Below are 22,376 nucleotides of genomic sequence, written 5' to 3' on the forward strand. Positions count from 1 at the left end.
GCGTAAGAAGCTTGTGAAAGGATATTTCCAATATGATGGCGTCAAGCACGGGAAGCATTTTTCTTTATCCCTTTCGCGCCGCGCTGGAACTCCTTCAAGCTCTTCTGCGCCCGGCCGACAAGGGCGCTCCGTCCTCCTGGACGCTTGAAATGACCGCAATTGTCGTACTTCTGCCTTTCATCATACTTGTGCTGCATCTTTGGGATGCAGACATTATTCGGGTAACGGCGAAAAGCACCAATCTCATCATGGAATTGCTGCGCACGGTTACAGATGCGATTCGCACTGTAGTCTGGCTCGCGATAGGCATGGTGGTGTGGCTCGTCACGGCGATGCTGCTCTCGCCGAAACTGCGTGCCGGTGCAAGGCCCTGGTTCGTGAAGCTCCATAGCTGGGCAACACTCGTGCTGACGTCAATCGTCGTGGCCAGCATTCCCGTCGAGATCGGTAAACTCGCCATAGGTCGGGCGCGGCCGTTTCTCCTGGATGATGTGGGAGCTGCCTATTTCTCGCCTTTCAAGGGACAGTTTCTTTATGAGAGCTTTCCATCCGGCCATTCCATGATGGCGGGCATCATGATGGTTTCGCTTTGGATATTCCTGCCACGCTGGCGCATCCTGACCGTCACTGTATGTATGCTCTTCGGGATCAGCAGGCTTGCGGCCGGCGCGCATTATCCAACTGACGTTCTCGCAGGTCTGACGATCGGTTTCGTGGCGACCTGGTGGGTTGCCCGCTATATGGCGACGCGAAATATTATTTTTTCTTTGGATGATGAAAGCGCGATGCCGCGCGTTTGATTTCTACCAAAAGTTGTCGATGGTGGCGTATATCTGGGATGGTAGTGATATACAAGTATTTGTATTAATTGAATTAAATTGTCGTATCTAACGTGGGTGCGGTATAGGTTTCACCTGTGAAGGACTCTACCCAGAAATCGGGAAACCGTGTAAATTTCTGAATATTTCTCCCTCATCTTTTTGAGACGTCTGTACACCGGGCTACGTTAATGCCTTGACCAACGGCAAAATTTCGCCTTCGATACGACTTGTGAAGGCGACAGGTTTGTCACTGCGCTCAAAAACAAAAATCGAAGACCGGATAGCGGTCTCGGGCGAGGGCAATCTGCTGTAGGCATGGGCTTGGGAGGTCACGCGGCTTTTCCAACGGGTTTATGCAAAAAATAAAGCAACAAGAGGCGCTATGAACCAACGGTTCGGCGTTCTCCAGGGAACAAAAAAGGTTGCAGGCCAGATGAAAAAAACTCTTATGACGGGTGTATTGGGTGCGGCGGCGCTGTTTGGTGTCGCTTCGGGAGCATCCGCAGACACGCTTTCCGATGTGAAGGCGAAAGGTTTTCTGCAGTGCGGCGTTAATACGGGTCTGCTTGGATTTGCTTCGCCCAACGACAAGGGCGAGTGGTCCGGCTTCGACGTGGACTATTGCCGCGCTGTGGCTTCTGCGATTTTTGGTGATCCAACCAAGGTGAAGTTCACCCCTCTAAACGCAAAAGAGCGTTTCACAGCCCTGCAATCAGGTGAAGTGGATGTCCTGATCCGTAACACGACCTGGACCATCAGCCGCGACACTGCGCTCGGCCTCGATTTTGCTGGCATCAACTACTTTGACGGCCAGGGCTTCATGATCAATTCGAAGAAGCTGTCGGGCATCAATTCCGCATTGCAGCTTTCCGGTGCGTCCATCTGCGTTCAGGCCGGTACGACGACCGAGCTGAACATGGCCGACTATTTCCGCGCCAATAAGATGGAATATAATCCGGTTGTCTTCGAGAAGATCGAAGAAGCCAATGCCGCTTACGATTCCGGCCGTTGCGATGCCTATACGACCGACCAGTCCAGCCTCTACGGGGTTCGTCTGGCGCTTGCCAATCCGGACGATCACGTCATCTTGCCGGAAATCATCTCCAAGGAGCCGTTCGGTCTGACCGTTCGCCAAGGCGACGCCAAGTGGGCGGATGTCGTTCGCTGGACGCATAATGCGCTGCTCAACGCCGAGGAATACGGTATTACGCAGGCCAATGTCGAAGAGATGAAGAAATCCGACAATCCGGACATCAAGCGTCTTCTCGGTGTGGAAGCGGACACCAAGATCGGCACCGATCTCGGTCTTGACAATGACTGGGTGGTGAAGATCGTCAAGGGCGTCGGCAACTACGGTGAGATTTTCGAGCGCAACATCGGCGCCAGCAGCCCGCTCAAGATTGCACGTGGTATCAATGCCCAGTGGAACAAGGGTGGCCTGCAATATGGCATCCCTGTCCGCTAACGGGCCTTATTCTCCAGACTGATCATCAGGCGGGTGCGGTAGCGCCCGCCGGATTTTTCGGCTCTGCAGTTTGTCCGTTTGCTGCTGGCCCCGCATCTGGCGGGCATTTGAATGCTGACAAGCTGCTTTTTGGAATTTAACCGCGTCTTGCAGGCCCGCAAGCTCGAGATGAGCCTGAGCAGGCGACGGCAAGACCGAACGGCTCGGCATTCAACGCCTCGACGTCAGATATTGCTCCGCAAATGCGGCCAGCCGTTCTTGTTCGAGGTCGATGTGGCCAGCCGAGAGGCACAGGAAACATATGGCTTCCTATTCTGCAACTGAACGTCGCCAGGACAGCGGCGGAACTTCGCTCCTGTACGATCCGCGTGTTCGTGGCATCTTCTATCAGGTCATCGTCTTTGCTGCGGTCATTGGCGCTATCTACTGGATAGTCGGCAACACGATCACCAATCTGCAGCGCGCAAACATTGCGTCCGGCTTCGGTTTCCTCAATGGTCGCGCCGGTTTCGATATCAGCCAGACGCTCATTCAGTACAACAGCGATTCGAACTATGGCCGGGCTTTTCTGGTCGGCCTTGTGAATACGCTTTACGTTGCCGCGCTCGGTGTCGTCACGGCATCGATCATCGGATTTATGGTCGGCATCGGCCGGCTTTCGCACAACTGGCTGATCCGTAAGATCTGCACGGTCTATGTAGAAGTCTTCCGCAATATTCCGCCGCTGCTCGTTATCTTCTTCTGGTATTTCGGCGTCCTGTCCGTCCTGCCGCAGGCACGCGATAGTTTTGCACTTCCGCTCGGCACCTACCTCAACAATCGCGGCTTCTTCATGCCAGCTCCGGTATGGGGCGAGGGGGCGTGGCTTCTGCCTGTGGCGCTTCTCATCGGCATTGTGGCGTCGGTCATCGTTGCACGCTGGGCAAAACGCCGCCAGATGGCAACGGGAAAGCCTTTCCACACGATACGCGTATCGGCTGCATTGATTATCGGCCTGCCGATACTGGCGCTGATTGCGACAGGCTTTCCGGTTTCATTTGACTTGCCAAAGCTGGGAACCTTCAATCTGACAGGTGGTGCGCAGGTCAAGCCGGAATTTCTGGCGCTGTTTCTGGCGCTGTCCTTCTATACGGCCTCCTTCATCGCCGAAACGGTTCGCGCCGGTGTTCTCGGTGTCAATAAGGGGCAGACCGAAGCAGCCTATGCGGTCGGGCTTCGTCCCGGTCAGACGATGCGTCTCATCATCGTTCCGCAGGCGCTGCGCATTATCATCCCGCCGCTATCGAGCCAGTATCTCAACCTCATCAAGAACTCGTCGCTCGCTATCGCCATCGGTTATCCCGATCTTGTCGCGGTTGGCGGAACCATCCTCAACCAGACCGGCCAAGCGGTCGAAGTCGTGGCGATCTGGATGGTGATCTATCTGGGGATCAGCCTGTTCGTTTCCGGCTTGATGAACTGGTTCAATGCCAAGATGGCACTGGTGGAGAGATGACAATGGAAAACGCAGATCTCCAATATGTCCGTACACAACTGGCGGATGGCGAGGCACCTCCGCGCTCCGTGCAGGGTATTTCTCACTGGCTGCGCGTCAACCTGTTCGCAACGCCTGTCGATGCGGCGCTGACCATTCTCGGCCTGTTGGCCGTGGCATGGTTCCTTCCGCCGATTATCGAGTGGCTGTTCATCAAGGCTGTGTGGACCGGTACGGATCGCACGGCTTGCCTAACTGTCGCGCAGGGCGGTGCGCAACCGGAAGGCTGGTCGGGCGCCTGCTGGGCATTCGTGAATGCGAAATATGAGCAATTCATCTATGGGCGCTATCCGATTTCCGAACGCTGGCGGGTCAATCTGACTGCGTTGATCTTCGTCGTCCTGCTCGTGCCACTCATGATCCCGAAAGCACCGAAGAAGGTTCTCAACGCGATCCTGTTCTTCTTCGTGTTTCCGATAGTCGCCTTCTTCCTGCTGGTGGGCGGATGGTTCGGTCTTCCCTATGTGGAAACGCCACTTTGGGGCGGGCTTCTGGTCACGCTTGTCCTATCCTTCGTGGGCATTGCCGTGTCGCTACCCTTTGGCGTCGTGCTTGCACTCGGACGTCGTTCAAAGCTGCCTGTCATCAAGACGTTCTCGATCATCTTCATCGAAATGGTGCGTGGCGTTCCGCTGGTGACGGTGCTGTTCATGGCCAGCGTCATGCTGCCACTGTTCCTGCCACCGGGCGTTACATTCGACAAGCTGCTGCGCGCCTTGATCGGTGTGGCGCTTTTCGCTTCGGCCTATATGGCGGAAGTGGTGCGCGGTGGCCTTCAGGCCATTCCTCGCGGGCAATATGAAGGTGCGGATGCCCTAGGTCTGGGCTACTGGCAAAAAACGGGACTGATTGTCCTGCCGCAGGCGCTGAAACTGGTGATTCCGGGCATCGTGAACACCTTCATAGGTCTCTTCAAGGATACGAGCCTTGTCTACATCATCGGCATGTTCGATCTGTTGGGCATCGTCCGTCAGAATTTTTCCGATGCCAATTGGGCTTCTCCACAGACGCCTGCCACCGGTCTGATCTTTGCGGGCTTCGTTTTCTGGATTTTCTGTTTCGCAATGTCGCGATACTCTATATTCATGGAACGACGGCTCGACACGGGTCATAAACGATAAGAATAAAGGGAATAATGGAAATGAGTGCACAAAGCGCCCTGTCGCAATCCGAGCTCGACGTCGATCGTTCGAAGATGCAGGTTTCCAAAACCGATGTCGCCATCGAAATCACCAATATGCATAAGTGGTACGGTGAATTTCACGTGCTTCGCGACATCAATCTGAAGGTCATGCGCGGCGAGCGCATCGTTGTGGCGGGGCCGTCGGGTTCCGGTAAATCGACCATGATCCGCTGCGTAAACCGTCTGGAAGAACACCAGAAGGGCAAGATCGTCGTTGACGGCATCGAACTGACCAACGACCTCAAGAAAATCGATGAAGTGCGCCGCGAAGTCGGCATGGTGTTCCAGCACTTCAACCTCTTCCCGCATCTGACCATTCTGGAAAACTGCACGCTTGCACCGATCTGGGTGCGCAAGATGCCGAAGAAGCAGGCGGAAGAAGTCGCGATGCACTATCTGGCCCGTGTGAAAATTCCGGAACAGGCAAACAAGTATCCGGGCCAGCTTTCCGGCGGCCAGCAGCAGCGCGTCGCGATTGCTCGCGCATTGTGCATGAACCCCAAGGTCATGCTGTTCGATGAGCCGACCTCGGCTCTCGATCCGGAAATGGTGAAGGAAGTGCTGGATACGATGGTGAGCCTCGCTGCCGAAGGCATGACCATGATCTGCGTGACGCACGAAATGGGCTTTGCCCGTCAGGTTGCCAACCGCGTGATCTTCATGGATCAGGGCCAGATCGTCGAGCAGAATTCGCCGAACGAGTTCTTCGACAATCCGCAGCACGAACGCACCAAGCTGTTCCTGAGCCAGATCCTGCACTGATCGGGTTCATCGCATGAAATCAAAACACCCGTCAGAAAATCTGGCGGGTGTTTTTTATTTATTCGTCGTGTGGACCTTCGCAGAACTGGATGCGATTACCGAAGGGGTCGATGACCGCCATCACGCGACCCCATGGTTCATTTTCGATCCCCGGCCGCATGAAGCGGTAACCGCGCGCACTGATCTCCTCGTGCAGTTCCTCAACGCCCTGCATACGCACGAAAATATTGGCGCCGGGGCTTCCGTCACCATGATGCTCGCTGAGATGCAGGACCAATGCGCCGCGAGAAACCTGCATATAAAGCGGCATTCCTTCGGCAAATCGATGCTCCCAATCCAGACTGAACCCGAGAAAACCGAGATAGAACTCACGGGCTTTTTCTACGTCGAAAATGCGAAAGATCGGACAGGTCTGCTCAATCTGAATTGCCATTGGGGAACGCCTTTGCGACTGATGGCTTTGTAAAACGCGAGAGGCAAATCATGACGGATTTTCAATGGGTGGAGAAACTCGCACCAAAGCAATACCGTGAATTTCATGAGTTTTACAGTAAAGAATGGTGGACGAAAGAGCGGAACTTTGAAGATGTCACCAATATGCTCGCGCATTGTGATGTGCTTCTTTTCTGCCTCGACGCAGGAGGCAAGATCGCAGGCTTTGCCCGCGTTCTCAGCGACTTCACTTTCAAGGCGCTGATTTTCGATGTGATTGTCTCGGAACAGCACAGGCGACAAGGGCTGGGGCAAGCCCTTGTCGAACGCATTCTCAACCATGAAAAACTGAAGCGCGTAAAAAGCTTCGAGCTTTACTGCCCGGAACGGCTTGTGCCCTTCTACGAAAAGCTCGGCTTCGTGAAGGGCACATCCTCTCTGCTTTTCAACCAGCGTTAGAATGGTTTCAGTTCAATCTTCCACAAACCGGCGCAGGCGCTGGAGTGCGTTATCCCACTGGCTGGAAACGGTTGCGAGATAGGCGCGGGCGTCGATCAGCGGGGCAGCTTGCAGGCGAAACCTGCTCTCCCGTCCGACCTTTTCCCGTTCGACCAGTCTTGCCTGTTCGAGCACCGACAGGTGCTTGGTGACGGCCTGCCGGGTGATGCTGCCATTCTGCGAGAGCACCACAATCGAACGGCTTTCGCCATCGCTCAGGGTTTCTATGAGCGCCAGCCGGGTCGGATCGGCTAGCGCTGCAAAAACGATGGAGATGTCCGTGCCTGTCATCTCTGGCCTGTCATGCATTTTCGACGTGTCTTTTGATATTGCCAACCTGTTCCTCCCAGCCGCCCTCGTTCATGCGCAACGCCAGCGGTCGGCGTTCGGCAGGCAGGGCGTCGAAACCGCTTTCGACGACCGTCAGCCGCGTTCCGGCCTCGACTGGCTCCAGTTTGAATTCCACCAGCGTCGGCGGTTCCTTCGAATAGTCGATGCTGCGGTCTATGGCGTAAGGATGCCATGTGAAGGCGAAATAGGTTGGAGCTTTCATTTCCTTGATAAAGGATTCCCAAGGCTCCTGCTCGAAGCCGGGATAGGTGATGCGTCCTGACGAGTGGGTGCCGACGACGAATGGACCGTCGATCTTGACCTGAAACCAGCTCCCGAATTCTTCATGATCGGTGAGCGCACGCCATACGCGGTCGATCCCTGCATGAATGTCGACGGTCTTCACGATGCGGTCTGTATTGCTTGCAATAGTCATGATATGCATCCTCCGTAATTGGCAACTCAACGGTTGCCAATATAAAGCGATCGAGAAAATACGCAACTAAAAAGTTGCGTATTTTATTCCGGCGCCGGAGCCTTGTCGGGAAGCGGAAACAGCGTCACGAATTTTTCAGCCAGGGAACGGTCGCCTATGACCTTGAGAACATTGGCGCTTTCCAGAGCGGAAAGAGGTTGTCCGCCATAGATCGCGGCAGCCAGCATCCGTGGTGAACTTTCAAAATGCAGATCGTATTTCTGCGCAGTGCCGCGCTCTATCCGAACTCCTTCATCATCCAGATAGGCGGTGAAATCCTCCCCATCCAGACGGAGGCCGATCACTGCGCGCAGACCGAGAGACCTGTCATGATCCATCATGGTCCGCAGCGAAAGCAGGAAGGAAGCGGTTGAAATCGGCAGGTTGGGATTATGTTTTGGTGAGCGTGCAGCCCAACGACCCAATGTTTGAAGAATTGGTTCACTTTCATAACCCCACTCGGTCAGTTCGTAGACCTGCACCGATGCCGGAGGGGGGAGTTTCGTCTTGCGCAGTATGCCCGCCTCTTCCAGCCCTTCTAGCCTCTGCGTGAGGACATTTGCACTCACGCCCGGCAGATCAGCCCTCAGATCACTGAAGCGTTTAGGGCCGAACATCAATTCGCGCATGACCAGAAGAGACCAGCGTTCCCCAATCAAATCAAGGGCATGGGCCGCAGCGCAGGCATCGTCATAACTGCGTTTGGCGGCTGGCTTTTCCGATTTGGTTACTTTTTCTAACTTCATGGTTGCTAATTATAACTTATCTGCCATTATGTACAAGCGAACTTTGAGTTCTTCCTATGCCAATTGCGTGACTTGCCTAGGCCCGGAAGGCTCAAGAATCGGATGTATACCGGGTCTGAGACTCACAGCTCGACCTTATCGCCGGGGGAGCAGGGCAGGCGATAGATAATCGTAAAATAAGATCGGGCCGTGTAGCCCGCCAACGGAGGAAATTTTATGCCGAAAATGATTTTCGTGAACCTGCCAGTGAAGAATGTTGCGAAGTCCACCAGCTTCTACGAAGCCATAGGTGCTACCAAGAACCCCATGTTCTCGGACGACACGGCTTCCTGCATGGTTTTCTCGGACACTATCCATGCGATGATCCTCGACCACGAAAAGTTCAGCCAGTTCACCCCGAAGAAGATCGCCGATGCCAGCACAATCAGCGAAGTGCTGGTCTGTCTGTCTGCAGAAAGCAAGGCAGAAGTCGATGCGACAGTAGAGAAAGCGGTAAACGCTGGCGGAAAGGCCGATCCGGGTCCGAAACAGGATTACGGCTTCATGTATGGGCGCAGCTTCGAAGATCTTGACGGTCACATCTGGGAACTGATGTGGATGGATATGGAAGAAGCCAGCAAGGTCATGGGCTAGTGGTCTGATTCCGAAAACAAATACCTAGTGCCTTGTGCATCCTTACGGGCGCACAAGGCAGTCTAGTCTTCTAATCTATTGAATCTATGCATCGGCTTTTCGAAAACCGAAACCGATTTTCAGGCCGATGCGGTAGGGAGGAGAAAATGTCAGGTCTGACAATTTGTCTCTGGTTCGACAGGCAGGCTGAAGAAGCTGCGAACCACTATGTTTCGATCTTCCGTGCCTGCGGAAGATCGGCCTCCGTCGATGGTTTCATCCAGTTTGAGCACACCCACCAGCCCGAAGGCACCAATGTGGTTGTTGCGAACTTCACGCTCGACGGACAGGCGATATCCGGTCTCAACGGCGGGCCGACTTTCAAGTTTTCCCCGGCAGTCTCGCTTTTCGTCCAATGCAAGGATCAGGTGGAACTGGACATGTTCTGGGAGAAACTGATGGAGGGCGGTGCGCCAATGGAATGCGGCTGGCTGACGGATAAATATGGCTTCTCGTGGCAGGTCGTGCCGCAGATGCTGCTGGATGTCCTGCAGAATGGAACTGCCGAACAGCGCCAGCGGGTCGCCGATGCCGTGATGAAGATGGTCAAGCTCGATGTTGCGACGCTCGAAGCGGCGCGCGACGCAGCTTAGTTTCGTATGGCCGCAATGGCATCATAGCCATAGAGCCAGTCCAGATCCTTCAGGAAACTATCCGGGCTGCGTATGGCGAAGAGCGTATTGCGGCCAATCGCGAATATGCCGGTTGCGTGATAGGCGAACCGGTTCAGCTGACCACGCTTGGCGACTGCCGTGATCCGTTCCTTACGGGCGATGTCGAAACGCTTCAGGCCTGCTTCGCGGTCGCGGCTGTCCAGCGCTTCGGCGAGTGCTGCGGCATCCTCGATTGCCATGGCGGCACCTTGCGCCGCAAAAGGTGTGACCGCGTGCGACGCGTCACCCAGAAAGATCGTCCGGTCCGGTCCGATGAATTGCGCGTCCGCCATTTCGAAAAGCGGCCAGTAGGTCCATTCATCGGCAGTCGCCAGCACATCGCGAACGGGCGCTCCCCAATCCGCATAGATAGAGCGCAGACGCGCCGGGTCGCCGGTTCTGGACCATACTTCGCCGGGATTTTCGCCTGTCGTGATGGCGACAAAATTGACGAAATCGCCGCCCTTGACCGGGTAGGCGATGAAATGCGCCTGCCTGCCCAGCCAAGCGGAGACTGCATTGCTGGTCGCAATAGCGGACGAAAACGACGCGGGCAGGGCTCTAGCTGCAAGGGTTGTGCGCCAGGCAATATGGCTGCTGAAGCGTGCCTTGCTGTAGCCCGCCTTTGAACGCTCCGTCGACCAGACGCCATCACAGGCGATCAGATAGGCGGCATCGAAGGATTCTTCGGAATTGCCATGGCGGATGGTGGCTGCCACGGCGCCGTTTTCAACGTGATGGCTTGTGATTTCAGCGCCGAGGCTGATCTCTATGTCCGGCTCTTCGCGGCAGGCATCGAGCAAGGCGGATTGCAGATCGGCGCGATGGCAAACGACATAAGGATGATGCCAGCGCTGACGAGCCTTGTCACCAAGCTTCATTTCCATCAGTGCGCGCGCATTGCGCCCATCCATGAGGTAGAGCGCCTCAGGCGTTACAGCTTGCTTGGAAAGTCGGTCGGCAATGCCGAGCCGTTCCAGATGGCGCATTGCATTGGGCGCAAGTTGCAAGCCTGCACCGACTTCCGAAAGGGTTTCAGCCTTTTCGACAAGCCGGACATTCCAGCCACGCGCTGCCAGCTCCAGTGCTGCCGACAGACCGGCAACTCCGGCCCCAGCGATCAATATGCGCCCTTTGCTCATGTCGATGAGATCATCCGGCATTCAGCCTTATGAAGGCTGTTTGGATTAAGCAGCCTTATCAGCAGGTGCTTCGTAAACGCAGCCAGCCGGAACGGTTTCGTCGGCATGCAGCTTGGCGTTGTAGCGATAGAGCGTCGAGCAATACGGGCAAACGACTTCGCTTTCATCGCCCATGTCGAGAAACACGTGCGGGTGATCGAAAGGTGGGTTTGCACCGACGCACATGAATTCCTTCACGCCGATTTCGATGGCAGCATGGCCGGCGTCGTTCTGGAAGTGAGGAATGATGTGATCGGACATGATATGCTCCGGTTCTGGTCGATGGCGGTATGAGCATGGTCTTGAGTCCGGTTCCGGGCGAGATCATGCATAGACATTGGCATGCGTGTACCGCGAAAGTCTTGTTTCCGGAAGCGTTTTCATCAATTCTGAGGACATTTCAGGCTAATTGCTATCAAACTGTCATATGACAGCCATAGGCTTAAGGCAGAGCCGGAATATTCCGGTGGAAGTCGGGATAGGAAAAATGAGCGAAAACAGCGTTATGGCGAGCGAAACCCCCAACGTGACTGAAGGCGGGACACACGAGATGACAGCCGGCTTAGCCCCCAACCCAGCCATTGTTCCCGGCATGGAAGCAGGCCCCGCCGTTCACAAAGCTTTGAACGGCGAGTTGATGCAAAGTGCCGACCGTTTCGTCAATCGCGAGTTTTCCTGGTTGCAGTTCAATCGGCGTGTTCTCGAAGAAGCCGCGAACATGCGGCAGCCACTACTCGAACGCCTGCGCTTCCTGTCGATTTCCGCCGCCAATCTCGATGAATTCTTCATGGTCCGCATCGCCGGTCTCGCCGCTCAGGTGCGCGCCGGTGTGGCGCTGCGCAGCGCCGATGGACGCACGCCGCAGGAACAGCTCGACTTCGTTCTGGATGAAGTGGGGCGCTTGCAGGAAGAACAGCAGCAACGCCTGCGCGCGTTGCGTGAGGAACTGGAACAGGACGGCATCGAGATCGTCCGCCCATCAGCGCTTTCAAGGCCGGAAAAGGATTGGCTTGAAAACCACTTCCTCGAAACAATCTTCCCGGTCCTGACGCCGCTCTCGATCGATCCGGCGCATCCGTTCCCTTTCATTCCTAATCTCGGCTTTTCCATCGCCCTGCAGCTTGCGCGACGTGCCGATAATCATCCGATGACGGCGCTCCTGCGCATCCCGGTCGCGCTGAAGCGCTTTATCCAGTTGCCGACCGACCAGCAGAGCGTTTATCGCTTCATCACCATCGAAGACGCGGTGAGCCTGTTCATCGGGCGGCTTTTTCCCGGTTACGAGGTGCGTGGCGCCGGTACGTTCCGCATCATCCGCGACAGCGATATCGAAGTGGAGGAAGAGGCCGAAGATCTCGTTCGCCTCTTTGAGACAGCGCTGAAGCGTCGCCGCCGGGGACAGGTGATCCGCATCGAGTTCGACGGCGAAATGCCGGAGGCCTTGCGTATTTTTGTGGCCACGGAACTCAGCGTTTCGGAAAGCCGCATCAGCGTGCATGAAGGCCTTCTGGCGCTCAACATGATTTCGGAGATCGTTTCGATCCCGCGCGAAGACTTGAAATTCGTGTCCTATAATCCGCGTTTCCCGGAGCGTATTCGCGAGCATGGCGGTGATTGCTTTGCAGCGATTCGCGAAAAGGACATCGTGGTTCATCACCCGTATGAATCTTTCGACGTGGTGGTGCAGTTCCTGCGTCAGGCGGCGGCAGACCCGGATGTGCTCGCCATCAAACAGACGCTCTATCGCACCTCCAATGACAGCCCGATCGTGCGCGCGCTGGTCGATGCCGCCGAGGCGGGCAAGTCGGTGACGGCGCTGGTCGAGCTGAAGGCGCGCTTCGATGAAGAAGCGAATATTCGCTGGGCACGCGATCTGGAACGCGCAGGCGTGCAGGTGGTGTTCGGTTTCATCGAGTTGAAAACCCACGCGAAAATGTCGCTGGTCGTGCGCCGCGAAGACCAGAGGCTGCGCTCCTATGTGCATCTGGGCACCGGCAACTATCACCCGATCACAGCGCGCATCTATACCGATCTGTCGTTTTTCACGTCGGATGCGGATATTGCCCGCGATGTGGCGCATATCTTCAATTTCATCACCGGTTATGCCCAGCCGGCAGAAGAGATGAAAATTGCGATTTCACCTTTCACGCTCCGCGCGCGAATCCTCAAACACATTGAGGACGAGGTTGCGCATGCGAAGGCCGGGCGTCCGGCGGCGATCTGGATGAAGATGAACTCGCTTGTCGATCCACAGATAATTGACGCGCTCTATATGGCGAGCCAGGCTGGCGTGCAGATTGATCTGGTTGTGCGTGGTATCTGCTGTCTGCGTCCGGGTGTTCCGGGGCTTTCCGACAATATTCGCGCCAAGTCGATAGTTGGGCGTTTTCTGGAGCATAGCCGTATTTTCTGTTTCGGAAACGGCAATGATCTGCCTTCCGACAAGGCCATCGTCTATATCGGTTCCGCCGACATGATGCCGCGCAATCTCGACCGCCGCGTGGAGACCCTTGTTCCGATCACAAATGCCACAGTGCAGCAGCAAATCCTGTCGCAAATCATGTTTGCCAACATAATTGATAACCAACAGAGCTATCAGCTACTTGCGGACGGCACCTCTCGCCGGATAGAAAAAGAAGCAGGAGAGGAAGCTTTCAACGCGCAGGAATATTTCATGACCAATCCTAGCCTGTCGGGTCGCGGAAAGTCGCTGAAGTCTTCGGCCCCCCGCCTTATCGCGCATCGCAAGCGCGCGCAGGCGGAAAGAAAAACGACTGTATGAGCGCAGCTTTAGCACAAGGCCGCCTGAAGGGACTCAAGCCCGTCGCGGTCATCGACATTGGCTCGAACTCGATCCGTGTCGTCATCTATGAAGGCATCGTCCGTTCGCCGACGGTGCTTTTCAACGAAAAGATTCTCTGCGGCCTCGGAAAAGGCCTGGCGAAGACCGGCAAGCTTAACGAGAAATCCGTTGAAGCGGCGCTTCGTGCGCTGAAACGTTTTCGTGCGCTCGCAGAACAGGCCGGTGCGGTTTCCATTCATGCGCTGGCCACAGCCGCTGCGCGTGAAGCGAAAAACGGCCCGGATTTCATCGCACAGGCAGAGGCTATTCTCGGTCGTCACATCGAAGTGCTGTCCGGCAAGGAAGAAGCCTATTACTCGGCGCTCGGCATCATTTCCGGTTTCTATCAGCCGAAGGGCGTGACAGGCGATCTTGGCGGCGGCAGCCTTGAGCTGATCGCAGTGGACGACCATGAAGTGGGCGAGGGGATCACCTTGCCGCTCGGCGGCCTGCGTTTGCAGGATATGTCCAACGAAAAACTGCCCGAAGCAGCAAAGATCACACGCACGGAACTGGCAAAGGCGACGCTTCTGGAAGCGCATCAGGGCCAGGCTTTCTACGCGGTCGGTGGCACATGGCGTAACCTTGCCAAGCTGCATATGACGGCGAAGAACTATCCGCTGCACGTCATGCACGGCTACGAGATGAACCCGGTGGAAGCACAAAGCTTCCTCAAGCGCGTTGCCAAGGGCAATCTCGACACGATGCGCGGCATCGAAGCGGTTTCGAAAAACCGCCGTCAGCTTTTGTCCTATGGCGCTACGGTGCTGCTTGAGACGATCCGTCTGATGAAGCCTTCGAAGATCGTCTTTTCGGCGCTCGGTGTGCGTGAAGGCTATCTCTATTCACTTCTGCCCAAGAACGAGCAGCGGCTCGATCCTCTGCTCGCTTCGGCGGACGAATTGTCCATTCTGCGCTCACGCTCGCCACGTCATGCCCGCGAACTGGCAACCTGGACGACGTTGTCTTTGCCGGTACTCGGTTTCGATGAGACCGAAGACGAAGCACGCTACAGGCAGGCTGCCTGCCTCGTGGCGGATATAAGCTGGCGCGCGCACCCCGATTATCGCGGGTCGCAGGCGCTCAACATCATCGCCCATGGCTCATTCGGCGGTATTGATCATGCCGGACGTTCCTTCATGGCGCTTGCCAATTATTATCGCCACGAAGGGCTGATCGAGGACGAGATTGCGCCGGAGATCATGCAGCTTGCCACACCGCGCCTGCGCGAGCGGGCGAAGCTGCTCGGAGCCCTGCTGCGCGTGGTCTATCTTCTGTCGGCGTCGATGCCGGGCGTCATCCCCCGCCTTGTCTGGCGTGAGGACGAAAACGGCATTGCGCTGGTGGTTCCGGGCGATCTTGCCGATCTGATTTCTGATCGCCCTGAAGGTCGCCTGCAGCAGCTTTCCAAGCTGACCGGAAAGAACATCTATTTCGCGGTTGGTAATGCGGCCATTGAGGGGATGCGGGAATAAGGCAGTAGGTGAGTAGGGCAGTAAGGCAGTATGTTTGACGCGAGCATTAACATATTATTTTACTGCCTTATTGCCCTACTGCCTTAATCACTTACTCCCCTAACTCAACTGCCCTGATCCGTCGGTTCTCGAACTTGATGCCGATTTTTCCGTCGATGAGATCAAGGGCTTTCTGGCCGAAAACCTCACGGCGCCAGCCATGCAGGGCAGGCACATTGGCGTTGTCACCTTCTGCGGCGATCTTGTCGATATCGTCCGAGCTGGCCACGATCTTTGCCGCAACGCCGTGCTCTTCGGTCACAAGCTTGAGCAGCACCTTGAGAATATCTGCAGCGGCGGCGCTGCCTTCCGGCGAATGCGACGGCTTCGGCAATTTTGGCAAATCTTCCTTGGGAATTTCAAGCGCAGACTGGATCGCGGCGACAAGCCCGGCAGCCTGTGCTGAACGCTCCCATCCCTTGGGGATGGAACGAAGGCGACCGAGTGCTTCCGCATCACGCGGCTGCTGCTGTGCGATTTCAGCGATGGTGTCATCCTTGATGATACGCCCGCGCGGCACATTGCGTTCGCGCGCTTCGCGTTCCCGCCATGCGGCGACGGACTGCATGATGGCAAGCTCGATCGGCTTGCGAACACGGGCCTTCACCCGTCGCCATGCATCATCCGGGTGCATGTCGTAGGTTTCGCGGGCGGTCAGCACTGCCATTTCCTCGTTGACCCATTCGCTGCGACCTTCTTTCTGAAGTTCGTCCTTCAGATAGAGATAGATGTCGCGCAGATAGGTAACGTCGGCCAGAGCATAGTCGAGCTGCTTGTCTGAAAGCGGACGACGGCGCCAGTCGGTAAACCGGGACGACTTGTCGATTTGCTTGCCCGTGACCTTCTGCACGAGCTGGTCATAGGAAATGGCATCGCCGAATCCGCAAACCATTGCCGCCACCTGACTGTCGAAGACAGGCGACGGGATGAGGTCGCCGAGGTGGAAGACGATTTCGATGTCCTGCCGTGCAGCGTGGAAAACCTTGACCACCTTTTCGTCGGCCATCAGGCGGAAGAACGGCACGAGGTCGAGCCCCGGCGCAAGCGCGTCCACGAGCGCCGTATGGTCCGGCGAAGCCATCTGGATAAGGCACAATTCCGGCCAGAACGTCGTTTCACGGATGAATTCCGTATCGACTGTTACGAAATCGGATTTGGCGAGGGCGGATACGGCCTCTTCGAGGGCCTGCGTTGTCGTGATCAGATGCATGTCTACCTTTTAGAGCATTTCCAGCAAAAGTGCGAAGCGGTTTTGCGTCGAATAATGCGACAAAACAAAGAGGCGAAGCTTTGCCGCTTGTCGCGAAATAATCATGAACTGGCGCTCCACTTAACACGCACATAGTGTTTTTTGTCGACACATTACGTCAAGGTGGTTTAACACCAAAACCCGTAGGGAGTGCAGACTTGACAAAACCCGGTCAAAATGCGCTTTTCCGCGAGAATTTAAAGCGTTTCGTCAGTCAGTACTGACTTATTATTCCAAAGGCAGAAATCATGCACCGTTACCGCAGCCATACCTGCGCAGCCCTTCGCAAGACGGACGTTGGTTCTAACGTTCGCCTTTCCGGATGGGTTCACCGCGTCCGTGACCATGGCGGCATTCTCTTCATCGATCTTCGCGATCATTATGGCATTACCCAGATTGTGGCCGATCCCGATTCGCCTGCCTTCAAGGTTGCCGAAACCGTTCGCGGCGAATGGGTTATCCGTGTCGATGGTGAAGTGAAGGCCCGCGCAGGCGATGCGGTCAATACGAATCTGCCGACCGGCGAAGTCGAAATCTTCGCAACGGAAATTGAAGTGCTGGCCGCTGCCAAGGAATTGCCGCTGCCAGTTTTCGGCGAGCCGGATTATCCGGAAGATATCCGCCTGAAATACCGCTTCCTCGATCTGCGCCGCGAAACGCTGCACAAGAACATCATGAGCCGCACCAAGATCATTGCCGCGATGCGTCGCCGCATGACCGAAATCGGCTTCAACGAGTTCAGCACGCCGATCCTGACGGCTTCGTCGCCGGAAGGCGCACGCGACTTTCTCGTGCCGAGCCGTATTCACGAGGGCAAGTTCTATGCGCTGCCGCAGGCGCCGCAGCAGTACAAGCAGCTTCTGATGGTTGCCGGTTTCGACCGCTACTTCCAGATCGCACCTTGCTTCCGCGATGAAGACCCGCGTGCGGACCGCCTGCCGGGCGAGTTCTACCAGCTCGACCTTGAAATGAGCTTCGTGACCCAGGAAGAAGTCTGGGAAACGATGGAACCTGTCATGCGCGGCATTTTCGAAGAGTTTGCCGAAGGCAAGCCGGTGACGCAGACTTTCCGTCGCATTGCCTATGACGATGCGATCCGCACCTATGGTTCGGACAAGCCGGACCTGCGCAACCCGATTGAAATGCAGGCTGTGACCGATCATTTCGCCGGTTCAGGCTTCAAGGTGTTCGCGAACATGATCGCCAACGACCCGAAGGTCGAAGTCTGGGCAATCCCGGCCAAGACCGGCGGCTCCAGAGCATTCTGCGACCGTATGAATTCCTGGGCGCAGAGCGAAGGTCAGCCGGGTCTCGGCTATATCTTCTGGCGCAAGGAAGGCGACAAGCTTGAGGGCGCAGGCCCGATTGCCAAGAACATCGGTGAAGAGCGCACTGAAGCGATCCGCATCCAGATGGGCCTTGAAGACGGCGATGCCTGCTTCTTCGTTGCCGGTCTGCCGTCCAAGTTCTACAAGTTCGCAGGCGATGCCCGCACGCGCGCCGGTGAGGAACTGAACCTCGTCGATCGTGATCGTTTCGAGCTGGCCTGGATCATCGACTTCCCGTTCTACGAATGGGATGAAGACAACAAGAAGCTCGACTTTGCGCATAACCCGTTCTCGATGCCGCAAGGTGGCATGGAAGCACTGGAAACGCAGGACCCGCTGACGCTCAAGGCTTACCAGTACGATCTGGTCTGCAACGGCTTCGAAATCGCTTCGGGCTCGATCCGTAACCAGCTGCCGGACGTCATGGTCAAGGCCTTTGAAAAGGTCGGCCTCAGCCAGCAGGATGTGGAGGAGCGTTTTGGCGGTCTCTACCGTGCGTTCCAGTACGGTGCGCCTCCGCATGGCGGCATGGCTGCTGGTGTTGACCGCGTTATCATGCTGCTGGTCGGCGCGAAGAACCTGCGCGAAATCTCGCTGTTCCCGATGAACCAGCAGGCGCTCGATCTTCTGATGAATGCACCTTCGGATGTGTCGCCGGCGCAACTCCGCGACCTACATATCCGTCTGGCTCCCGTTCAGAAGAGCTAACCGACCTTTATGAAAAACAAAAAACCCGGCCTTGAGCCGGGTTTTTTATTAGAGCATTTCCAGCAAAAGTGCGAAGCGGTTTTGCGTGGTATAATGCGTAAAAACAAAGGGATAGAGCGGGTCGATGTTTCCGTTTTAACTGGGATCGCTCTAAGCAGAGAAAAGCCCGGTGAGAAAACGCACCGGGCTCTTTCATTTTAATCGTTGGCGTCGACGCTAACCTTCAGAAGCTGGATGATCTTCGTTGGGTCCAGCGATGCCGTAGCAACGATGGAAGCGAAGGTTACCGGCTGGTCCGGCGAGGCGCTGATGGTCAGCGACTTCGGATCGTCGAAGAACTTGTCGGATGCTGCCTTGAGCTGCTGGGCAAATTCCGGGTTCTTCAGCTGTGTCGCCATCAGCGGAACCATCATCTTCATCTGCTCGCCAAGCTGCTTGCCATCGGCGCCCTGCTGCTTGCCGTAATAGTCGAGAAGCTTCTGGGTCAGGGTTTCGTTGTCGAAGCGGATCGACAGGTTCTTCAGGTTCAGCTGTTCCGCCAGACCCAGAATCGCAAGACCGGCAGCGTCCTTGTCGGCGTCCGCCTTGCTCATGTTTTCCTGTGTCTTCTGGACGGCTTCAAGGAAAGCCAGATCATACCCACCGAGGCTACCGGTGATGTTGATCTTGCCGAGTTCCTCTGCCTGCAGCTCCAACTGGTCGAGCGAGGTGTCGCCTGAAGCTGGCGACCAGCTACCCTTGGAGTTCAGAGAGCCGTTGAACGTGTTCATGTCGAGCGGCGCAAGCGGGTTCTTGCCGCCCTTTTCAAAGGTCGCGTCGATATTGGCGATGGTCCAGACATAGCCGATCTTTTCGGCCTTGTTGGTGGTGTCAAGCGACAGATCGAAGCCTTTCACGGTAGCGCCATCCTTGCCGGGCGTGCCGAACTGGATTTCGTCGATCTTCATCTTGTCATACATGACCATGCTGTCGAGCGGGCCCTTGGCCGTTTCAGACGGAATATGCACGTTCTGCATCGAAAGGCCCTTGATTTCGGCCTTGTCGTTCTTGTCTTCCTGTCCGGCAAAGGCAAGATCGGGCACGGTGATCTGCTCGATGCTGTAGCCGCCGTCCGGCGCATCCTGAACGTTCTGGAGCGTCACGTCGCCGAGGGCCGTTTCGCCTTCGCTGATGGTCGGCAGCTTGATCTTGGTGCCCTGAAGCACGATGTCGGAGCCGTTCGCCTGAACATTGGCGAAGTTCAGTTCGCCACCCTGTTTTGCGTAAAGTGTCTTGATACGCTCGGCGACTGCATTGGCGTCAGCTGCCATGGCCGCGCTGCCGAAAATCAGCGAAAGCGCTGTACCGGCGGTCAAAACACGTGCCGCTGGCTTGATATTGACGAAAACCTGCATTCGAAGCTCCTGCCTGATCTTTATTGTAGCGCGGCATTCATAGGCGGAAATCACGCGCAATAACAACATGATTTGCTCAGCCTGCGATTGCAGCAGGGGAAATTTACCTCTGGCAACTCTATAGGACACAAATGGCGGCAGGATTGCGACTATTGCACACTAATGTACTGGATTGGTTCTCCTGAACTCTTGCTGGCGAATCGCGCAGTTGGTACTGAGAGATATGGGAAAAAGTCTGATTCCGCCGGGTGACGGCGAAGAACACATCGAAAAGGTCGATCTTAAATCGGCCCTCGAGGAACGCTACCTCGCTTATGCGCTGTCCACGATCATGCATCGTGCGCTGCCGGACGTGCGCGACGGCTTGAAGCCGGTGCATCGCCGCATCATGCACGCTATGCGTCTGCTGCGCCTCAATCCCGATCAGGCCTATGCGAAATGCGCCCGTATCGTCGGTGACGTGATGGGTAAGTTCCACCCGCATGGCGATGCGTCGATCTACGATGCGCTGGTGCGTCTGGCGCAGGATTTTGCAGTGCGTTATCCGCTCGTGGACGGGCAGGGCAATTTCGGCAATATCGACGGCGATAACGCTGCCGCCATGCGTTACACCGAAGCGCGCATGACGGAAGTGGCGACGCTGCTGCTGGAAGGCATCAACGAAAACGCCATCGATTTCCGTCCGACCTATAATGAGGAAGACGAGGAGCCGATCGTTCTTCCGGGCGCTTTCCCGAACCTGCTTGCAAACGGTTCTGCGGGCATCGCGGTCGGCATGGCGACCAACATTCCGCCGCACAATGTGGCGGAGCTTTGCTCGTCGGCGCTTTATCTGATCAATCATCCTGACGCGCCGGTGGAGGAACTTGTTACCTCGCCGGAGCAATGGGAAGAACTGAAGCGCGAAGCCGAGACCGATCCGGCCGCTCTGTTGAAATGCAAGGTGCGTGGCCCGGATTTCCCGACGGGTGGCATCCTTGTCGAAGAGCACGGCAATATCCTCGACGCCTATCGCACGGGTCGCGGCGCATTTCGCGTTCGCGCCCGCTGGGAGAAAGAAGAGGGCAATCGCGGCACCTGGGTGATCGTTATCACCGAAATTCCATATCAGGTGCAGAAATCGCGTCTGATCGAAAAGATCGCCGAGCTGCTGCTGGCAAAGAAGCTACCATTGCTCGACGACATTCGCGACGAGTCGGCGGAAGACATCCGTATCGTTCTGGAGCCCAAAAACCGGACGGTCGATCCGGAATTGCTGATGGAATCGCTGTTCAAGCTGACAGAGCTTGAAAACCGCGTTTCACTCAACATGAACGTGCTGTCGCATGGCAAGGTGCCGAACGTCCTGTCGCTGGGCGCGGTTCTGCGCGAGTGGCTCGACCATCGCAAGGAAGTGCTTGTTCGCCGTTCCGAATACCGTCTGGCAGAAATCGAGAAGCGACTGGAAATCCTTGGTGGTTTCCTGAAAGCCTATCTCAATCTCGATGAAGTCATCCGTATCATCCGCGAGGAGGACGAGCCGAAGCAGGAATTGATGCGGTTCTTCGATCTGACGGATAATCAGGCCGAAGCCATTCTCAACATGCGCCTGCGTTCCTTGCGCAAGCTTGAAGAGTTTGAAATCCGCAAGGAATTTGACGGCCTGAGCGCCGAGAAGTCTGAACTGGAAGGGCTGCTCGCTTCCGGTACACGCCAGTGGAAGAAGATCAGCGCTGAAATCAAAGCCGTCCGCGAGAAATTTGGCCCGACGACCAAGCTTGGCAAACGCCGCAGCACCTTTGCCAATGCGCCGACCCATGATCTCGAAGACATTCATCAGGCGATGATCGAGCGCGAGCCGGTCACCATCGTGGTTTCGGAGAAGGGCTGGCTGCGTGCGATGAAGGGGCATCTGGCCGACTTCTCGACGCTTGCCTTCAAGGAGGGCGACAAGCTCAAGCTCGCTTTCCATGCCGAGACGACGGACAAGCTTCTGTTCTTCACGACGGGCGGCAAGTTCTTCACCATCGGCGCGAATACGCTCCCTGGCGGTCGCGGCCATGGCGAACCGATCCGCATTCTCGTCGATATGGAAAACGACCAGGATATTCTGACGGCCTTTGTGCATGATCCGTCTGCAAAACTGCTGCTCGTCAGCCACGAGGGTAACGGTTTCATTGTTCCCGAGAACGAGGCGGTCGCCAATACCCGCAAGGGCAAGCAGGTGATGAACGTCAAGGCGCCGGACGAGGCAAAGCTTTGCCAGCGTGTTTCGGGCGATCATATCGCCGTCGTCGGCGAGAACCGCAAGATGGTGGTCTTCCCGCTTTCCGACATTCCGGAAATGACACGCGGCAAGGGCGTGCGTCTGCAGAAGTACAAGGATGGCGGCATTTCAGACATTCGCACATTTGCGATCGGTGAAGGGCTCTCCTGGCAGGATTCGGCAGAACGAACCTTTACACGCAACAAGGAAGAATTGGTCGAGTGGATCGGCGCACGCGCTTCCGCCGGGCGAGCCGTGCCGAAAGGCTTTCCGCGTTCGGGCAAGTTCTAAGTGTCTGATCTAAAAGTCGCCATGCCGGTCTGCAAATGGCAATTTCTGCGCTT

Annotated in this window: 21 protein-coding genes; 13 read left to right on the forward strand and 8 right to left on the reverse strand. The window is 56.2% G+C overall.

What is annotated here, in order from left to right; genetic code table 11:
- Positions 1-32 precede the first annotated feature (32 nt).
- The 5 genes from lpxE to CQZ93_RS04195 all read left to right on the forward strand — a co-directional run bounded on the left by lpxE (position 33) and on the right by CQZ93_RS04195 (position 5,765).
- Positions 33-800, forward strand: a complete 768-nt coding sequence (gene lpxE / locus CQZ93_RS04170; RefSeq protein WP_105541471.1) for a lipid A 1-phosphatase LpxE — start codon at positions 33-35, stop codon at positions 798-800.
- A 454-nt stretch (positions 801-1,254) separates the two neighbouring features.
- Positions 1,255-2,286: an amino acid ABC transporter substrate-binding protein gene (locus CQZ93_RS04180; protein ID WP_105543164.1), complete on the forward strand. Its 1,032-nt coding sequence runs from the start codon at positions 1,255-1,257 to the stop codon at positions 2,284-2,286.
- Positions 2,287-2,587: 301 nt separating this feature from the next.
- Positions 2,588-3,781 carry an amino acid ABC transporter permease gene (locus tag CQZ93_RS04185; RefSeq protein ID WP_105541472.1) on the forward strand — a complete coding sequence of 398 codons (1,194 nt, stop codon included), beginning with the start codon at positions 2,588-2,590 and terminating at the stop codon, positions 3,779-3,781.
- Between the two features lie 2 nt (positions 3,782-3,783).
- A complete protein-coding gene (locus CQZ93_RS04190; RefSeq protein WP_105541473.1) occupies positions 3,784-4,941 on the forward strand; it encodes an amino acid ABC transporter permease in 1,158 nt (385 codons plus the stop codon).
- Between the two features lie 14 nt (positions 4,942-4,955).
- On the forward strand, positions 4,956-5,765 hold the full coding sequence (locus CQZ93_RS04195) for an amino acid ABC transporter ATP-binding protein (RefSeq protein ID WP_181153307.1): 810 nt from the start codon (positions 4,956-4,958) through the stop codon (positions 5,763-5,765).
- 58 nt (positions 5,766-5,823) lie between these two features.
- On the opposite strand, the gene CQZ93_RS04200 is transcribed toward CQZ93_RS04195, so the two are convergent.
- Positions 5,824-6,198, reverse strand: coding sequence for a glyoxalase superfamily protein (locus tag CQZ93_RS04200; RefSeq protein ID WP_105541475.1), 375 nt, complete (start codon positions 6,196-6,198; stop codon positions 5,824-5,826).
- Between the two features lie 50 nt (positions 6,199-6,248).
- Here CQZ93_RS04200 and CQZ93_RS04205 point away from each other — a divergent pair, with 50 nt between their 5' ends.
- Positions 6,249-6,656, forward strand: coding sequence for a GNAT family N-acetyltransferase (locus CQZ93_RS04205; RefSeq protein ID WP_105541476.1), 408 nt, complete (start codon positions 6,249-6,251; stop codon positions 6,654-6,656).
- Between the two features lie 12 nt (positions 6,657-6,668).
- On the opposite strand, the gene CQZ93_RS04210 is transcribed toward CQZ93_RS04205, so the two are convergent.
- From CQZ93_RS04210 to CQZ93_RS04220, 3 genes are all read right to left on the reverse strand, one after another.
- On the reverse strand, positions 6,669-6,986 hold the full coding sequence (locus tag CQZ93_RS04210; protein ID WP_105543165.1) for an ArsR/SmtB family transcription factor: 318 nt from the start codon (positions 6,984-6,986) through the stop codon (positions 6,669-6,671).
- A gap of 10 nt (positions 6,987-6,996) precedes the next feature.
- On the reverse strand, positions 6,997-7,461 hold the full coding sequence (locus CQZ93_RS04215) for an SRPBCC family protein (protein ID WP_105541477.1): 465 nt from the start codon (positions 7,459-7,461) through the stop codon (positions 6,997-6,999).
- Between the two features lie 83 nt (positions 7,462-7,544).
- On the reverse strand, positions 7,545-8,246 hold the full coding sequence (locus CQZ93_RS04220; protein WP_105541478.1) for a winged helix-turn-helix transcriptional regulator: 702 nt from the start codon (positions 8,244-8,246) through the stop codon (positions 7,545-7,547).
- A gap of 216 nt (positions 8,247-8,462) precedes the next feature.
- Here CQZ93_RS04220 and CQZ93_RS04225 point away from each other — a divergent pair, with 216 nt between their 5' ends.
- Positions 8,463-8,879 carry a VOC family protein gene (locus CQZ93_RS04225; protein WP_105541479.1) on the forward strand — a complete coding sequence of 139 codons (417 nt, stop codon included), beginning with the start codon at positions 8,463-8,465 and terminating at the stop codon, positions 8,877-8,879.
- 146 nt (positions 8,880-9,025) lie between these two features.
- The gene (locus tag CQZ93_RS04230) at positions 9,026-9,511 is read left to right on the forward strand and encodes a VOC family protein (RefSeq protein ID WP_105541480.1); all 486 of its coding nucleotides are present in this window, start codon (positions 9,026-9,028) and stop codon (positions 9,509-9,511) included.
- Here CQZ93_RS04230 and CQZ93_RS04235 read toward each other — a convergent pair.
- Positions 9,508-10,713 (reverse strand): FAD-binding protein, encoded by a 1,206-nt coding sequence (locus tag CQZ93_RS04235; protein WP_105543166.1) that lies wholly within the window; start codon positions 10,711-10,713, stop codon positions 9,508-9,510. The two genes, CQZ93_RS04230 and CQZ93_RS04235, sit on opposite strands and share 4 nt — an antisense overlap.
- 45 nt (positions 10,714-10,758) lie before the next feature.
- A complete protein-coding gene (locus tag CQZ93_RS04240) occupies positions 10,759-11,013 on the reverse strand; it encodes a zinc-finger domain-containing protein (protein WP_010661074.1) in 255 nt (84 codons plus the stop codon).
- A gap of 289 nt (positions 11,014-11,302) precedes the next feature.
- Here CQZ93_RS04240 and CQZ93_RS04245 point away from each other — a divergent pair, with 289 nt between their 5' ends.
- Both CQZ93_RS04245 and ppx read left to right on the forward strand, forming a co-directional pair.
- The gene (locus CQZ93_RS04245; protein WP_286153425.1) at positions 11,303-13,534 is read left to right on the forward strand and encodes an RNA degradosome polyphosphate kinase; all 2,232 of its coding nucleotides are present in this window, start codon (positions 11,303-11,305) and stop codon (positions 13,532-13,534) included.
- Positions 13,531-15,069, forward strand: coding sequence for an exopolyphosphatase (gene ppx, locus CQZ93_RS04250; RefSeq protein ID WP_105541482.1), 1,539 nt, complete (start codon positions 13,531-13,533; stop codon positions 15,067-15,069). Before CQZ93_RS04245 ends, ppx begins: the two co-directional genes overlap by 4 nt.
- Before the next feature lie 91 nt (positions 15,070-15,160).
- On the opposite strand, the gene rnd is transcribed toward ppx, so the two are convergent.
- Positions 15,161-16,318, reverse strand: coding sequence for a ribonuclease D (gene rnd / locus CQZ93_RS04255; protein WP_105541483.1), 1,158 nt, complete (start codon positions 16,316-16,318; stop codon positions 15,161-15,163).
- A 287-nt stretch (positions 16,319-16,605) separates the two neighbouring features.
- On the opposite strand from rnd, the gene aspS reads away from it, so the two are divergent.
- Positions 16,606-18,393: an aspartate--tRNA ligase gene (aspS, locus tag CQZ93_RS04260; protein WP_105541484.1), complete on the forward strand. Its 1,788-nt coding sequence runs from the start codon at positions 16,606-16,608 to the stop codon at positions 18,391-18,393.
- Positions 18,394-18,402: 9 nt separating this feature from the next.
- Positions 18,403-18,594 carry a hypothetical protein gene (locus CQZ93_RS26550; RefSeq protein ID WP_181153385.1) on the forward strand — a complete coding sequence of 64 codons (192 nt, stop codon included), beginning with the start codon at positions 18,403-18,405 and terminating at the stop codon, positions 18,592-18,594.
- Here CQZ93_RS26550 and CQZ93_RS04265 read toward each other — a convergent pair.
- Positions 18,591-19,787 carry an aq_1923 C-terminal domain gene (locus tag CQZ93_RS04265; protein ID WP_105543167.1) on the reverse strand — a complete coding sequence of 399 codons (1,197 nt, stop codon included), beginning with the start codon at positions 19,785-19,787 and terminating at the stop codon, positions 18,591-18,593. The two genes, CQZ93_RS26550 and CQZ93_RS04265, sit on opposite strands and share 4 nt — an antisense overlap.
- A gap of 223 nt (positions 19,788-20,010) precedes the next feature.
- Between CQZ93_RS04265 and CQZ93_RS04270 the strand changes: the two genes are divergently transcribed.
- On the forward strand, positions 20,011-22,323 hold the full coding sequence (locus CQZ93_RS04270; protein ID WP_105541485.1) for a DNA topoisomerase IV subunit A: 2,313 nt from the start codon (positions 20,011-20,013) through the stop codon (positions 22,321-22,323).
- The last annotated feature ends 53 nt before the right edge of the window (positions 22,324-22,376 follow it).

Source organism: Ochrobactrum vermis (assembly GCF_002975205.1).
Lineage (GTDB): Bacteria > Pseudomonadota > Alphaproteobacteria > Rhizobiales > Rhizobiaceae > Brucella > Brucella vermis.

Excerpts from the sequence above, each read along its gene's own strand:
- CQZ93_RS04235 (WP_105543166.1), bottom strand. The coding sequence starts at position 10,713 with ATGAGCAAAGGGCGCATATTGATCGCTGGGGCCGGAGTTGCCGGTCTG.
- CQZ93_RS04245 (WP_286153425.1), top strand. The coding sequence starts at position 11,303 with ATGACAGCCGGCTTAGCCCCCAACCCAGCCATTGTTCCCGGCATGGAA.
- CQZ93_RS04270 (WP_105541485.1), top strand. The coding sequence starts at position 20,011 with ATGGGAAAAAGTCTGATTCCGCCGGGTGACGGCGAAGAACACATCGAA.
- CQZ93_RS04190 (WP_105541473.1), top strand. The coding sequence starts at position 3,784 with ATGGAAAACGCAGATCTCCAATATGTCCGTACACAACTGGCGGATGGC.
- CQZ93_RS04200 (WP_105541475.1), bottom strand. The coding sequence starts at position 6,198 with ATGGCAATTCAGATTGAGCAGACCTGTCCGATCTTTCGCATTTTCGAC.
- CQZ93_RS04225 (WP_105541479.1), top strand. The coding sequence starts at position 8,463 with ATGCCGAAAATGATTTTCGTGAACCTGCCAGTGAAGAATGTTGCGAAG.
- CQZ93_RS04205 (WP_105541476.1), top strand. The coding sequence starts at position 6,249 with ATGACGGATTTTCAATGGGTGGAGAAACTCGCACCAAAGCAATACCGT.
- CQZ93_RS04195 (WP_181153307.1), top strand. The coding sequence starts at position 4,956 with ATGGAAATGAGTGCACAAAGCGCCCTGTCGCAATCCGAGCTCGACGTC.
- CQZ93_RS04265 (WP_105543167.1), bottom strand. The coding sequence starts at position 19,787 with ATGCAGGTTTTCGTCAATATCAAGCCAGCGGCACGTGTTTTGACCGCC.
- CQZ93_RS04210 (WP_105543165.1), bottom strand. The coding sequence starts at position 6,986 with ATGACAGGCACGGACATCTCCATCGTTTTTGCAGCGCTAGCCGATCCG.
- ppx (WP_105541482.1), top strand. The coding sequence starts at position 13,531 with ATGAGCGCAGCTTTAGCACAAGGCCGCCTGAAGGGACTCAAGCCCGTC.
- CQZ93_RS04215 (WP_105541477.1), bottom strand. The coding sequence starts at position 7,461 with ATGACTATTGCAAGCAATACAGACCGCATCGTGAAGACCGTCGACATT.
- CQZ93_RS04240 (WP_010661074.1), bottom strand. The coding sequence starts at position 11,013 with ATGTCCGATCACATCATTCCTCACTTCCAGAACGACGCCGGCCATGCT.
- rnd (WP_105541483.1), bottom strand. The coding sequence starts at position 16,318 with ATGCATCTGATCACGACAACGCAGGCCCTCGAAGAGGCCGTATCCGCC.
- CQZ93_RS04180 (WP_105543164.1), top strand. The coding sequence starts at position 1,255 with ATGAAAAAAACTCTTATGACGGGTGTATTGGGTGCGGCGGCGCTGTTT.
- aspS (WP_105541484.1), top strand. The coding sequence starts at position 16,606 with ATGCACCGTTACCGCAGCCATACCTGCGCAGCCCTTCGCAAGACGGAC.
- CQZ93_RS04220 (WP_105541478.1), bottom strand. The coding sequence starts at position 8,246 with ATGAAGTTAGAAAAAGTAACCAAATCGGAAAAGCCAGCCGCCAAACGC.
- CQZ93_RS04230 (WP_105541480.1), top strand. The coding sequence starts at position 9,026 with ATGTCAGGTCTGACAATTTGTCTCTGGTTCGACAGGCAGGCTGAAGAA.
- CQZ93_RS04185 (WP_105541472.1), top strand. The coding sequence starts at position 2,588 with ATGGCTTCCTATTCTGCAACTGAACGTCGCCAGGACAGCGGCGGAACT.
- lpxE (WP_105541471.1), top strand. The coding sequence starts at position 33 with ATGATGGCGTCAAGCACGGGAAGCATTTTTCTTTATCCCTTTCGCGCC.
- CQZ93_RS26550 (WP_181153385.1), top strand. The coding sequence starts at position 18,403 with ATGAAAAACAAAAAACCCGGCCTTGAGCCGGGTTTTTTATTAGAGCAT.